Origin of the sequence: Collimonas pratensis (genome assembly GCF_001584185.1) — a bacterium.
GTDB classification, from domain to species: Bacteria; Pseudomonadota; Gammaproteobacteria; order Burkholderiales; family Burkholderiaceae_D; genus Collimonas; species Collimonas pratensis.
Genome location: NZ_CP013234.1, coordinates 4,432,868 through 4,445,494, shown reverse-complemented (window position 1 = coordinate 4,445,494; position 12,627 = coordinate 4,432,868). Strand labels below are relative to the sequence as shown.

Below are 12,627 nucleotides of genomic sequence, written 5' to 3'. Positions count from 1 at the left end.
GACATGACAAAATTAGCTGCCAACCTGACCATGCTGTTCACCGAGCTGCCGTTCCTGGAGCGCTTCGATGCCGCAGCCAAGGCCGGCTTCAAGGGCGTCGAATTCCTGTTCCCGTATGCCTTCCGCGCCGAACAGATCGCCGACAAGCTGGCTACCAACGGCCTGGAACTGGTGTTGCACAACCTGCCTGCGGGTAACTGGGAAGCCGGCGAACGCGGCATCGCCTGCCACCCGGACCGCGTCAGCGAATTCCAGCAAGGTGTCGACGATGCCATCCGCTACGCCAAGGTATTGAATGTCAAGCAGCTGAACTGCCTGGTCGGCATCGTACCGGTCGGCGTCAGCAGCGACCTGGCGCAGGCGACCGTGGTCAGCAACCTGAAATTTGCTGCCGACAAGTTGCAGGCCGCGGGTATCCGCTTGCTGATCGAGCCGATCAACAGTTTCGATATTCCCGGTTTCTTCCTGACCGGCACCAAACAGGCGCTGGACCTGATCAAGGCGACCGGCTCCAGCAACCTGTTCGTACAGTACGACATCTATCACATGCAAAGAATGGAAGGCGAGCTGGCCAATACCGTCAAGGCTAACCTGGCGCAGATCAAACATGTGCAACTGGCGGACAACCCGGGGCGTTTCGAGCCGGGCACGGGTGAAATCAATTATCACTTTCTGTTCAAGTTCCTGGATGAGATCGGCTACGACGGCTGGATCGGCTGCGAGTACAAGCCGAAGGCCGGCACGGTGGAAGGTCTGGGCTGGCGCGCGGCGCACGGCCTGTAAGTTTAGCGGTCTGCATTTACATAATTACGGAGAAATATCATGGCAAAAGTTGGCTTTATCGGACTCGGCATCATGGGTGCGCCCATGGCGGAAAACCTGCAGCGCGGCGGCCACAAGCTGTACCTGCATGACCAGAAGAATCCACCGGCAGCATTGATCGACGGCGGCGCCACGGTCTGCACTTCCGGCGCCGAAGTCGCCAAGCGCGCTGACATCATCATCGTCATGGTGCCGGACACCCCGCACGTGGAAGCCGTCCTGTTCGGCGAAAAAGGCGTGGCCGAAGGCCTGACCGCCGGCAAGACCGTGATCGACATGAGCTCGATCTCGCCGATCGCCACCAAGGGTTTCGCCAAGAAGATCAACGCCCTGGGTTGCGAATACCTGGATGCGCCGGTCTCCGGCGGCGAAGTCGGCGCCAAGGCGGCATCGCTGACCATCATGGTGGGCGGCTCGGAAGGCGCGTTCAACGATGCCAAGCCTTTGTTTGAACTGATGGGCAAGAACATCACGCTGGTCGGCGGCAACGGCGACGGCCAGACTACCAAGGTGGCCAACCAGATCATCGTTGCGTTGAATATCCAGGCGGTTGCCGAAGCCTTGCTGTTTGCTTCCAAGGCCGGCGCCGATCCGGCCCGTGTACGGCAGGCGCTGATGGGCGGCTTTGCTGCTTCCCGTATCCTGGAAGTGCACGGCGAACGCATGGTCAAGCGTACGTTTAATCCAGGCTTCCGCATTGAGCTGCATCAGAAAGATCTGAACCTGGCTTTGCAAGGCGCCAAGGCACTGGGCGTTTCGCTGCCGAACACGGCTGCGGTGCAAGAGCTGATGAACTCCTGCGCAGCCAACGGCTTGAGCGGGCTCGATCACTCGGCGCTGTGCCGCGCTGTCGAAATCATGTCCAACCACGAAATCGCCAAGGTGTAAGATATCGCGCAGGGTGGCCATTCGTGTCCATCCTGCGCGATGGATGTAGCATAGAATAAATAGAAATCTCAGAGACACCTGCTTCATAGATCAAGGCATAACAGCATGACTACCGCGCACAGTATTAAGCCCCGCCAGCTTCTCCTCGATATGTACCAGGCCGCGGTCGACGCCGTCAGCGCCGCCAAATGCCTGCCCGAATACCTGGCGAAGATCCCGGAGCCGTCCGGTAAAGGCCGGACACTGGTGATCGGTGCGGGCAAAGGCGCGGCAGCCATGGCTCAGACAGTGGAAGAGCATTGGCAGGGCGAGCTGTCCGGGCTGGTGGTGACGCGCTACGAGCATGGCGCCGACTGCAAGCGCATCGAGGTAGTGGAAGCATCGCATCCGGTGCCGGACGAAGCCGGCCGCCAGGCTGCCGTACGGATGCTGGAACTGGTCCAGGGCTTGACTGCAGACGATCTGGTGATCTGCCTGATTTCCGGCGGCGGCTCGGCCTTGCTGGCGCTGCCGGCGCCAGGCATTACGCTGGAACAGAAACAGGCGATCAACAAAGCGCTGCTCAAAAGCGGCGCCACCATTTTTGAAATGAATTGCGTGCGCAAGCACCTGTCCGCCATCAAGGGCGGCCGGCTGGCGCTGGCCTGCGCCCCGGCGCGGGTGGTGACGCTGATGATTTCCGATATCCCGGGCGACGATCCCGGCATCATCGCCAGCGGCCCGACCCTGGCCGATCCGACCACCTGCGCGGATGCCTTGGCGGTGCTGCGCAAATATAGTATTGAAATTCCTGAGGCCATTCTCAAGCACCTGGAATCCGGCGCCGGCGAAAGCGCCAAGCCCGGCGATCCGCGCCTGGAGCGCAACCAGCATTATGTGATCGCCACCGCCCAGGACGCATTGGACGCGGCAGCAGCCACCGTGAGCGCAGCTGGCCTGACGCCCTACATCCTGTCCGACGAGATGGAAGGCGAGGCGCGCGATATCGGCCTGGCGCATGCTGCGCTGGCGCGCCAGATTGCCCGTCGCGGACAACCGTTCAGCAAGCCTTGTGTGGTGATCTCCGGCGGCGAAACCACCGTCACCGTGCGCGGCAAGGGACGCGGCGGCCGCAATGCCGAATTCCTGCTGAGCCTGGCCATTGCGCTGGACGGTTTCCCAGATATCCACGCGATAGCCTGCGACACCGACGGCATCGACGGCTCCGAAGACAACGCCGGCGCCATCTACCAGCCGGATTCGATGCGCAAGGCAGCGGAGCTGGGATTGCGTCCGCGCGCCATGCTGGACAACAACGACGGCTACGGCTTCTTCAGCGCGCTGGGCGACCTGGTGGTGAGCGGACCGACGCGCACCAACGTCAACGATTTCCGCGCCATCGTGATTCTCTGATACAGCGGCACTCCGCAACACTCTCTCAATAAACAGAAACCTGCGCCGGCTGCCACACCGGACCGGCGCGGGGAGTCCCTTTTCGCCTTGCCATTAGCTGACCATCTAAAGAAAGCACATCATGCGCCGCCAACGTAAAGCAAAAATCGTCGCCACGCTCGGTCCCGCCAGCGCCGACCAGAGCACCATCCAGGCCTTGTTCGAAGCAGGCGCCGACGTCTTCCGTTTCAATTTCAGCCATGGTAGCCACGCCGATCATCAGCAGCGCTACGATATCGTCCGCGCGGTGGAAAAGGCAGTCGGCCGGCCAGTCGCCATCCTGGCCGACCTGCAAGGCCCGAAGCTGCGCATCGGCCAGTTCGCCGATGGCAAGATCGAATTGCACGCCGGTCAGGAATTCACGCTGGACCGCGACCCCACCCCGGGCAACAGCGAGCGCGTCTGCTTGCCGCATGCGGAATTGTTTGAAGTGATCGCCGGTGACCAGGCGCTGCTGCTGGATGACGGCAAGGTGCGGCTGGAAGTGCAGTCCTGCGACGGCCAGTCTATCCGCACCCGGGTAGTCAACAGCGGCACATTGTCGGACCGTAAGGGCGTCAACGTGCCGGATGCGGTGCTGCCGATCCCGGCGCTGACTGAAAAAGACAAGCGCGACCTGAAATTTGCACTGGAACTGGGCGTCGACTGGATTGCGCTGTCCTTCGTGCAGCGGCCGGAAGACGTGCTGGAAGCGCGCGCCCTGATCGGCGACCGCGCCAGCATCCTGTCGAAGCTGGAGAAGCCGGCTGCGCTGGAACAGCTGGATGCGATCGTGCAGGTTTCCGACGCCATCATGGTGGCACGCGGCGACCTCGGCGTGGAGCTGCCGCCGGAACGCGTGCCGGGCGTGCAAAAGCGCATCCTGCGCGTCTGCCGCCAGCATGGCAAGCCGATCGTGATCGCCACCCAGATGCTGGAATCGATGATCACCTCGCCGGTGCCGACCCGCGCCGAAGCGTCCGACGTCGCCAGCGCCATCTACGACGGCGCCGATGCCGTGATGCTGTCGGCCGAATCGGCCAGCGGCGCTTACCCGGTCCCGGCTGTCTCCATCATGGACCGCATCATCACTGAAGTCGAGCGCGATCCGCTGTACCTAAACATGCTGGATGCACAACACTATGAAAGAAACGGCGGCCCGCTGCCGAACCGCGGCGACGCCATCTGCTCGGCGCTGCGCGATGTCACCCGCATCATCGGCGCCAAGGTCACCGTGACATACACCAGCTCCGGCCACACCAGCCTGCGCGCCGCGCGCGAACGGCCGATGGCGCCCATCCTCAGCATCACGCCGAAACTGGCGACCGCGCGCCGGCTAGCGCTGGTGTGGGGCGTGCATTCCACCATCAGCGAACAGGTGCATAACGAAAGCGAAATGGTGACTGCCGCTTGCCAGACCGCCTTCAAGGAAGGTTTCGCCAAGGTCGGCGACCAGATCGCGATCACCGCCGGCATGCCGTTCGGCCAGCCGGGCAGCACCAACCTGTTGCGCCTGGCGGAAATCTGGGCGCAGTAAATCTGTAAGCGGCAGGCGTGGGAAAAATCACGCTAACCGGTGAGTTGATACGGTTCTGCCAGACAGGCAACCAAAAATATCCCCCATGCGTAAGCGTCGGGGATATTTTTTTATGTTGTGTGCAGCATTTAAACCGACTCTTCCTCAGGCTGGTCTCTGACGAGCTGGAACGATGGCACCAGCTCCGACAGCTGCAATCCAAACTGCGCATCCAGTTTTTTTGCCCGTCTAAGTATCATCGTTCTGAACAACGGCGTGACGCTGCCTTTGATAAAAAAAGCAATGCAGTTATGGCTGTCGCTGGTGCGGCACCACCATATGCGCCAGTCGGATGCCGCCAGCGCCTGGCCGATCGCTTGCACCAGGAAATCCGGGCGGTCCCACAGATTCGACACCACGATGCCGCCAGCAGCAAGGTTACGCAGGCAGGCGGCATAGAAGCCGCTGGTGCTGAGCGCCTCGGCGGGACCGTCGGCGGAAAAACCGTCCAGCATGATGATGTCGGCGATGTTTCCCTGCTGTGCCTGCATGTAGGCTGCGGCATCGGTGTGGATCACCTGGAAGCGCTGGTCGTCGGCCGGAATCATGAAATGGTCGCGCAAGGCGATCACTTCTGCACTCAGTTCGAGCACGGTGATGCGGGCGTCAGGGAAATGGCGATAGCAGTATTTGGCTAGAGAACCGCCGCCCAAGCCGACCAGCAGGATGTGCCTGGGCGCCGGGTGAAACAGCAGGAAGCCCATCATGGCCCGCGTATAACTCAGCAGCAGCTTGTGCGGCTCGGCAATCGACATCGCGCTTTGCACGTACTTGTGGTCAAAATGCAGTGTGCGCATGTCGCCGTGCTCAAACACAAAGGGCTGTCCGCCGCTTTGCTCGAGCAATAGTTCGAAGGAAGAGGGTATGGTCATGATGTGAAAATCAAACCAGCACGTGGCGCGTTTGCGCGAAATAATCATAGATCCGCTCTTCTGTCAGCGGATCGATCATGACTGCCGGACCCTTGCCGTTGGGGCAGGCCAGCTTGGGCGTGGTGCCGAACAAACGGCAGACCAGCGGACGTTCGTCATACACCTGGCAACCTTCGGCGCCCAGATGCGGGCAGCTGAGCGCCGCCAGCGCCGCATCCTGCTCCTGCGCGCTCTTGCGCGGCAGCCTGGCCATCTCTTCGCTGGAAGCCAGCACCGGGCCGCAGCAGTCATGGCAGCCCGGCACGCAGGTAAACGCCGGGATGCGCTGCCTGAAGAACTTGATGATGTGAACATTGCTTTTCATTACAACGCGCTACTCCTGTAATGATCGTGAATTGTCTTGCGATAGGGATTCTGGGTGCTGAGGCACAAGCTTACCATTGGCGGACGGCGGTCGCAGGCAGCTTTGTCGATGAGGAGGGCGGGGCGATGTTGAGGGCCGGCGGCAAGCGGCCGGCAAGCGTCTGTTGCGCGGCTTGGGCAAAGGCTGCTGCCATCGTGCAGCAGCCTTTGCCTTCAGCAGCTTGAGGATGGCGGCCTGTCAGGCTGCGAATCCGCCATCGATGGTGAGGCTGGCGCCGGTGATGTAGGCCGCTTCCGGGCTGGCCAGGTAGGCGACGAAGCCGGCAATTTCCTCGTCCGTGCCATAGCGGCCGATCGGCATCATGGCCTTCAGGCTGGTGGCGAATTCGCTGTTGGCCGGATTCATGTCGGTGTCGACCGGGCCTGGCTGCACGTTGTTGATGGTGATGCCGCGCGGGCCGAGGTCACGCGCCAGGCCGCGGGTCAGGCCGACCAGCGCCGACTTGCTCATGGCGTAGGGACCGCCGCCGGCAAACGGCATGCGCTCGGCGTTGGTGCTGCCGATGTTGATGATGCGGCCGCCGTCGCCCATGTGGCGCGCGGCTTCCTGGCTGGCGATGAAAACGCTGCGGACGTTGATGGCGAGCGTACGGTCAAAGTCTTCCAGGCTGAATTCGGCCAGCGGCGCTATCGCCAGCACACCAGCGTTGTTGACCAGGATATCCAGCCGGCCGAAAGTGCTGACGGTCTTGGCGATGGCGGCCTTGATCTGCCAGGCATCGGCGCTGTCGGCCTGGATCGCCAGCGCCCGGCCGCCGGCTGCTTCGATATGCTGGACCACTTGCGCGGCTTTTTCCGGCGAGCTGACATAGCTGAAGGCGACCGCCGCGCCGTTCTTGGCCAGGCGTTTAGCGATGGCGGCGCCGATGCCGCGCGAACCGCCTTGGATGAAGGCGACTTTGTTGTCCAGTACGGCGGCTGCTTGATGGTTCGTCATGGTATTGCTCCTGTAAGTTGGGCTGCAGGCCGAATTGGCAAGCAGCGGGTTGACAGGCACAGTATCGGACGATCATTATGTTGTTACTAGTCTCTAATCGGCATAATCAATTCATACCAAAGGTTTAAAATGGAAACGATGATCGGCATGCAATGCTTCGTCCGCAGCGCCGAAGCCGGCAGCTTTTCCGAGGCGGCGCGGCGGCTCGGCATGACTTCCGCGGCGGTCGGCAAGAACGTCGCCAGGCTGGAAGCGGGGCTGGGCGTGCGGCTGTTCCAGCGCAGTACGCGCAGCCTGACGCTGACCGAGGCAGGCGAAAGTTTCCTGCACGAGGTCAAGGACAGCCTGCTGACGATCCAGGCCGCGGTCGACAACCTGGCCAGCGCTGGCGGCCAGCCGGCCGGCATGCTCAAGGTCAGCATGGGCACCGGCTTTGGCCGCGCCTACATGGTGCCGCTGCTGGCGCCTTTCCTGGCAAAGTACCCGGGCATCTCGCCCGACTGGCATTTCGATAACCGCCAGATCGACCTGATCGCGCAAGGCTTCGATGCCGCCCTCGGCGGCGGCTTCGAATTGCCGCCCGGCGTGGTGGCGCGCGTGCTGGCGCCGGCGCACCGGGTGCTGGTGGCGGCGCCGGACTATTTCCAGGACAGGAAAACGCCAACATCCCCCGATGAGCTGGACACCTTCGACGGCATCTTCATCCGTTCGCCTCAGACCGGGCGGGTGCGTTCCTGGCCTTTGCGCAACCGCGCCAACCGGCAGGCGCCGGTGACGCTGCGCACGCGCATGACCATGAGCGATCCGGAAGCGGCCTGCGAGAGTGCGCAGATGGGGCTCGGCATCGCCCTGGTCAGCGTGCCGAACGCTTTGCCCTTCCTGCGCGCGAAAAGCCTGGTGCGGGTGCTGCCGGACTGGTATGTCGACGGCGGCACTTTGTCGCTCTACTTTGCCGCGCAAAAGCTGCTGCCGGCCAAGACCCGGGTGTTCGTCGATTATGTGGTCGAGCATTTCCGCCAGAAGCGCCTGGCGCAGCAGTTTTCAGCGATCTGAAAGTTTGTTGCATCACTGAAACAATTCTCGCAAGAAAATGGTCGCGTTCTGTGGATAATTGCTGATGCTTACCTTCTCGTCAGTTGATCGCATGGAAATCCAAAAATATGCTGCCTGATCATCCTGCTAAAAAGAATCGGCTTCCTCGGTCGTACTCACTGCTCTGCATGGCAGTGTTGCTGATGGCATTTCTGCATGCCGCACGCGCGGAAAATGCGGCAAGCAGTTGTCGCTATACGAATTTCGCCACATTTACGGTCAAGCCGATCAACGGCTTCGCCACAATCGGGGGCAGCATGAACGGCAGCGCCGTTGCAATGATGTTCGACAGCGGTTCGCAGCGCACCCAGATTACTCGGCGGGCAGCGGAAAAGCTGGGATTGGCGCTCAGCCATTCCAATACCTACGGGATAGGATTGGGCGGTGAATCCATGTCGTACACAACACGGCTTGATGACTTCTCATTTGGCAAGCTAGCCTGGCGCGGTGTGCGTTTGGGCGTCCTGTGGGACATGGACAAGTCCTTCAATTATGACGTGCTGGTCGGCGCCGATATCCTGTTTCACCAAGACGTAGAGATTTCCATGGCGAATCGGCAAATCAAGTTTTTTGAGCCGAGCGCTTGCGACCAGTCATTTTTAGCATATTGGGATGAAAATGCGGCGAGCACGTCGACGCATGCGATTGCTCCCGACGATCTGCGCCAGGTGGTGACGGTTCACATCAATGGCAAGGAAGCAAGCGCGCTGCTGGACAGCGGGGCATCTACTTCGATCATTGATCTTGCAGCGGCAGCGCGTGCCGGGATCACTACCGAATCGCCCGGGGTAGTGGCATTAGGCAGTGGGGGCGGGGTCGGAAAACATCGTTCACAGATGTGGCAGGCGCAGTTTCAAAGCTTTGCGATAGGCGAGGAAATCATCAGCAATCCAAAGATTTGCATCATGGATCTCTACGGGGCGGCGCGCTCAGATTCCAATCATGTCGCCGCTACCAACACCATGCTCCATGATCAGCCTGAGATGGTGCTCGGCGCGGATTTTCTGCATTCTCACCGTCTGTTGTTCGCATTGAGCCAGAAGCGTCTCTATTTTTCCTATCTCGGAGGACAGGTATTTGGCACAAGCAGCAAAACCAAGCTTGCAGAAGAAGCTGCGTCGCCATGACGGGATAATCAATCGGACGCTTTGCCGGGGTGGGAACAAGGCGAACCCACCCCGGGCTAAGACTTAGCGCGCTGCTTCAGCCAGCGACAACGCCAGCTTGTTATGCCGTTCCAGCACATTGCCGAGGTCGACCGTGGTGAACTGGCCGTTGCGCACCACTACGCGGCCGTTGATGATGCTGTAGGCGACATCGGCCGGCGTGCAGAACACCAGCGCCGCCACCGGATCGTGCCAGCCGCCGGCAAAGCCGACCTTGTTCAAATCGAACAGCACCAGGTCGGCCGACATGCCCGGCTTCAGGGCGCCGATGTCGTCGCGGTTGAGGACCTTGGCGCCGCCCAGCGTCGCCAGTTCCAGCGCCTGGCGCGCCGTCATGGCGTCCGGGCCGAAACCGACGCGCTGCAACAGCATCGCTTGCCGCACTTCGCCCAGCATGTGGGCGCCGTCGTTCGAGGCCGAACCGTCGACGCCGATGCCGACCGCCACGCCGGCGTCGACCATCTTGCGGATCGGCGCGATGCCGGAGGCCAGCCGCATGTTGGAGCAAGGGCAGTGGGCGATGCCGGTGCCGGTGCGGGCGAACATGTAGATGCCGTCATCGTCCAGTTGCACGCAGTGGGCATGCCAGACGTCATGGCCGACCCAGCCGCAGTCTTCCGCGTACTCGGCCGGCGTCATGTTGAATTTCTCGCGGCTGTAGGCGATGTCGTTGACGTTTTCCGCCAGGTGGGTATGCAGCGAGACGCCGTGATGACGCGCCAGTATGGCGGACTCGCGCATCAGGTCGCGCGACACCGAGAACGGCGAGCAGGGCGCCACCACGATGCGTTGCATCGCATGGCGGCTGCTGTCGTGATAGGTTTCGATCAGGCGCTGGGTATCTTGCAGGATCGCCTTTTCGTCTTCCACCACACGGTCCGGCGGCAAGCCGCCTTTCGACTGGCCGACGCTCATCGAGCCGCGCGCGGCATGGAAGCGCATGCCGATCTGCTGCGCCGCTTCGATGCTGTCGTCGAGCTTGCAGCCGTTGGGATAGATGTACAGGTGATCGCTGCTGGTGGTGCAGCCGGACATGATCAGTTCCGCCATCGCGGTCAGGGTCGAGACCTGGATCATCTCCGGCGTCAGGTTGGCCCAGATCGGATACAGGTTGGTCAGCCAGTTGAACAGCTCGCCGTTCTGCGCCGCCGGGATGACGCGCGTCAGGCTCTGGTACATATGATGATGGGTATTCACCAGGCCGGGGATGACGACGTGGTTGCCGGCGTCGATGACTTCGTCGGCAGTCTGCGGCAGGTCGGCGCCGTTGCCGACCTGTTCGATCACGTTGTCGCGGATGAAGACGGCGCCGCCGGCGATTTCACGGCGCGCATCGTCCATGGTGACGACGACGCGCGCATTTTTTATCAATAAAGTTTTAGACATTGCATTAGTTCCAGATACGCTGGTTCAAGACTTGGCTTTGAAGTGGCGTAGGAAATCCAGCAAGATTTGCGCCGATACTTCGGCATCGTCCGCAGTCATTGTCTCCAATGGATTGTGGCTGATGCCCCCGTTGCCGCAACGCGTGAAAAGCATGGCGACATCCGTTATTTTGGCGATGGTCATGGCATCATGGCCAGCGCCGGAAGCGAGTTTGAACGGTTTCACGCCGGCCCGTTCGGTGGCGGCAGACAGTTGTTCCATCAGCCATGGCGCGCAAGGCGCGGCCGGCGCCGAGACCATTTTTTCGACATTGGCTTCGACGCAGCGGCGCGCGCAGACTGTCTCGATATGGCGCAATACGTCTTCCACCGCGGCGTCGCGGATGCCGTCGTCGGCGGCGCGGATATCCAGCGAGAAGATGCAGGCGCCAGGGATCACGTTGGTGGAGCCGTTAGGCACCTGCAGCTGGCCGACGGTGCCGACCAGCGAAGCCTGCTGGTCTTGTCCGCAGCGCTGTTCGACATACAGCAGGATTTCCGCGGCGGCGGCGGCGGCATCCTTGCGCATCGCCATCGGCGTGGTGCCGGAGTGGCTGGCGACGCCTTTCAGCTGCACCATGTAGCGGCAGCTGCCGGCGATCGAGGTGACGATGCCGACCGGCAGGTCGCGCTGCAGCAGCACCGGGCCTTGCTCGATATGCACTTCGACATAGCCCAGCAGATCCGCCGGATTGCGCGCGATGGCAGAAATCGCCGCCGGGTCGTGGCCGGCCTGCAGCAGGGCGTCGCGCATGCTGACGCCGTCGCGGTCGAGATTGTTCAGCAGTTCCAGGTTGAACTGGCCGATAATGGCGTTGCTGCCCAGGAAAGTGCTCTTGAAGCGCACGCCTTCCTCTTCCGAGAAGGCGACAATTTCAAAATGGAAGGGCAGTTTCTCACCGCGCTCGTGCAGGTGCTTGACGATGGCGATCGGCAACAGGATACCTTCGCGGCCATCGTACTTGCCGCCGTTGCGCACAGTGTCGTAGTGGGAACCGGTCATCAGCGTCTTCGCCGAGGCGTTGTCCGACAGGTAGCGTCCGACCACATTGCCGACCGCATCGATTTCTGCTTGCATGCCGGCTTCGCGCATCCAGCCGGCGATCTGGGCGGCGGTGCGGCGGTGCGTGTCGGTCATGTAGGCGCAAGTAAGGCCGTTGTCGTCGTCGCTCCAGGCGCCGATCTGCTCTGCCCATTGCATGATGGTCTTGCCCAATGCTGGCGTGTAGCCGAGCAGGTCGTTGCTGCGCATTTCAGCGATGCGGCCGATCTGGCGCAAGGCTTCTCCCAGTTCATCGTCGAACTGGTTTTTCAGGCGGCGGCTGAAAGTGGCGATGATGGCCTGGCGCGACAGACCTTGGCCGTCGGCGCCCTTGACCGCCAGGATGAAGGGGAAGCCGAATTTCTGGTTGTAATCGGCGTTCAGCTTTTGCAACGTGGCGAATTCCTCGGCTGTGCACAGGTTGAGGCCAGCCTTGGCTTGCTCGCCGGTCGATTCCGCCGTCAGTTCGCCGGCAATGGCAGCCTTGCCGGCCAGCTCCGGGTGGGCGCGGATCAGGCCCAGCTGCTCTTCGCGGCTGGCGCTGCTGACCACTGCTTGCATCGCCTGCTTGAGCGCGGTGACGTTGGCGAATGGACGTTGGGCAGCGGCGCGCAGCGGGATCCACGGCGAATGTTCGTAGATGCCGTGCAGCGTTGTCACGAAAGCCTGCGCATCGGCGCTGTTCAATTGTTCTAGTGTTGTCATTTGTATCATCGGCGGGCCGGCCCGCTTCGTCCTAAGTTAAATCGCTCTGTTACTGCTACGGATGGGAATTACATTACTTCAAAACCGCTTTCATCGCAGCCAGGCCCGTTTTGCGCCACGCTGTCGACTTGTTGCCTATTAAGAATTTCATGAAGCACGACAAAGCCGTATTCGGTTTTCGTCGCGCATCACACACGCAGCTAACTGGGGTCAGAGTGAACTTTCTGCGCGCTTTTTGCAGAAACTTCACTCTGACCCCACTTAGCGGAA

11 protein-coding genes are annotated in these 12,627 nt (G+C 61.5%); 6 read left to right on the top strand and 5 right to left on the bottom strand.

Features of this window, described 5'->3' with window-relative positions:
• Positions 1 to 3 precede the first annotated feature (3 nt).
• From hyi to pyk, 4 genes are all read left to right on the top strand, one after another.
• Positions 4 to 783, top strand: a complete 780-nt coding sequence (hyi, locus tag CPter91_RS19760; protein WP_061943155.1) for a hydroxypyruvate isomerase — start codon at positions 4 to 6, stop codon at positions 781 to 783.
• Positions 784 to 822: 39 nt separating this feature from the next.
• On the top strand, positions 823 to 1,710 hold the full coding sequence (gene glxR / locus CPter91_RS19755) for a 2-hydroxy-3-oxopropionate reductase (RefSeq protein WP_061943153.1): 888 nt from the start codon (positions 823 to 825) through the stop codon (positions 1,708 to 1,710).
• A gap of 105 nt (positions 1,711 to 1,815) precedes the next feature.
• The gene (locus CPter91_RS19750) at positions 1,816 to 3,102 is read left to right on the top strand and encodes a glycerate kinase type-2 family protein (protein ID WP_061943151.1); all 1,287 of its coding nucleotides are present in this window, start codon (positions 1,816 to 1,818) and stop codon (positions 3,100 to 3,102) included.
• Positions 3,103 to 3,223: 121 nt separating this feature from the next.
• Positions 3,224 to 4,657, top strand: a complete 1,434-nt coding sequence (pyk, locus tag CPter91_RS19745; protein ID WP_061943149.1) for a pyruvate kinase — start codon at positions 3,224 to 3,226, stop codon at positions 4,655 to 4,657.
• Positions 4,658 to 4,785: 128 nt separating this feature from the next.
• On the opposite strand, the gene CPter91_RS19740 is transcribed toward pyk, so the two are convergent.
• The 3 genes from CPter91_RS19740 to CPter91_RS19730 form a co-directional block, all read right to left on the bottom strand.
• Positions 4,786 to 5,568, bottom strand: a complete 783-nt coding sequence (locus tag CPter91_RS19740) for a spermine/spermidine synthase domain-containing protein (protein WP_236905867.1) — start codon at positions 5,566 to 5,568, stop codon at positions 4,786 to 4,788.
• 10 nt (positions 5,569 to 5,578) lie between these two features.
• Positions 5,579 to 5,932, bottom strand: a complete 354-nt coding sequence (locus tag CPter91_RS19735) for a YkgJ family cysteine cluster protein (RefSeq protein WP_061943147.1) — start codon at positions 5,930 to 5,932, stop codon at positions 5,579 to 5,581.
• Positions 5,933 to 6,169: 237 nt separating this feature from the next.
• Positions 6,170 to 6,928, bottom strand: a complete 759-nt coding sequence (locus CPter91_RS19730) for a 3-oxoacyl-ACP reductase family protein (protein ID WP_061943145.1) — start codon at positions 6,926 to 6,928, stop codon at positions 6,170 to 6,172.
• A gap of 129 nt (positions 6,929 to 7,057) precedes the next feature.
• On the opposite strand from CPter91_RS19730, the gene CPter91_RS19725 reads away from it, so the two are divergent.
• Together CPter91_RS19725 and CPter91_RS19720 are read left to right on the top strand one after the other, a co-directional pair.
• Positions 7,058 to 7,981 (top strand): LysR family transcriptional regulator, encoded by a 924-nt coding sequence (locus CPter91_RS19725; protein ID WP_061943142.1) that lies wholly within the window; start codon positions 7,058 to 7,060, stop codon positions 7,979 to 7,981.
• Positions 7,982 to 8,088: 107 nt separating this feature from the next.
• Positions 8,089 to 9,147 carry a retropepsin-like aspartic protease gene (locus tag CPter91_RS19720; RefSeq protein WP_082793048.1) on the top strand — a complete coding sequence of 353 codons (1,059 nt, stop codon included), beginning with the start codon at positions 8,089 to 8,091 and terminating at the stop codon, positions 9,145 to 9,147.
• Positions 9,148 to 9,210: 63 nt separating this feature from the next.
• On the opposite strand, the gene CPter91_RS19715 is transcribed toward CPter91_RS19720, so the two are convergent.
• Both CPter91_RS19715 and CPter91_RS19710 read right to left on the bottom strand, forming a co-directional pair.
• Positions 9,211 to 10,572: an 8-oxoguanine deaminase gene (locus CPter91_RS19715; RefSeq protein ID WP_061943138.1), complete on the bottom strand. Its 1,362-nt coding sequence runs from the start codon at positions 10,570 to 10,572 to the stop codon at positions 9,211 to 9,213.
• Between the two features lie 24 nt (positions 10,573 to 10,596).
• Positions 10,597 to 12,357 carry an allantoate amidohydrolase gene (locus tag CPter91_RS19710; RefSeq protein ID WP_061943136.1) on the bottom strand — a complete coding sequence of 587 codons (1,761 nt, stop codon included), beginning with the start codon at positions 12,355 to 12,357 and terminating at the stop codon, positions 10,597 to 10,599.
• Between the last annotated feature and the right edge of the window lie 270 nt (positions 12,358 to 12,627).

What these genes read in the sequence shown, in the direction of transcription:
- pyk (WP_061943149.1), top strand. Translation starts at nt 3,224, where the DNA reads ATGCGCCGCCAACGTAAAGCAAAAATCGTCGCCACGCTCGGTCCCGCC.
- CPter91_RS19735 (WP_061943147.1), bottom strand. Translation starts at nt 5,932, where the DNA reads ATGAAAAGCAATGTTCACATCATCAAGTTCTTCAGGCAGCGCATCCCG.
- CPter91_RS19715 (WP_061943138.1), bottom strand. Translation starts at nt 10,572, where the DNA reads ATGTCTAAAACTTTATTGATAAAAAATGCGCGCGTCGTCGTCACCATG.
- CPter91_RS19740 (WP_236905867.1), bottom strand. Translation starts at nt 5,568, where the DNA reads ATGACCATACCCTCTTCCTTCGAACTATTGCTCGAGCAAAGCGGCGGA.
- hyi (WP_061943155.1), top strand. Translation starts at nt 4, where the DNA reads ATGACAAAATTAGCTGCCAACCTGACCATGCTGTTCACCGAGCTGCCG.
- glxR (WP_061943153.1), top strand. Translation starts at nt 823, where the DNA reads ATGGCAAAAGTTGGCTTTATCGGACTCGGCATCATGGGTGCGCCCATG.
- CPter91_RS19725 (WP_061943142.1), top strand. Translation starts at nt 7,058, where the DNA reads ATGGAAACGATGATCGGCATGCAATGCTTCGTCCGCAGCGCCGAAGCC.
- CPter91_RS19720 (WP_082793048.1), top strand. Translation starts at nt 8,089, where the DNA reads ATGCTGCCTGATCATCCTGCTAAAAAGAATCGGCTTCCTCGGTCGTAC.
- CPter91_RS19730 (WP_061943145.1), bottom strand. Translation starts at nt 6,928, where the DNA reads ATGACGAACCATCAAGCAGCCGCCGTACTGGACAACAAAGTCGCCTTC.
- CPter91_RS19750 (WP_061943151.1), top strand. Translation starts at nt 1,816, where the DNA reads ATGACTACCGCGCACAGTATTAAGCCCCGCCAGCTTCTCCTCGATATG.
- CPter91_RS19710 (WP_061943136.1), bottom strand. Translation starts at nt 12,357, where the DNA reads ATGACAACACTAGAACAATTGAACAGCGCCGATGCGCAGGCTTTCGTG.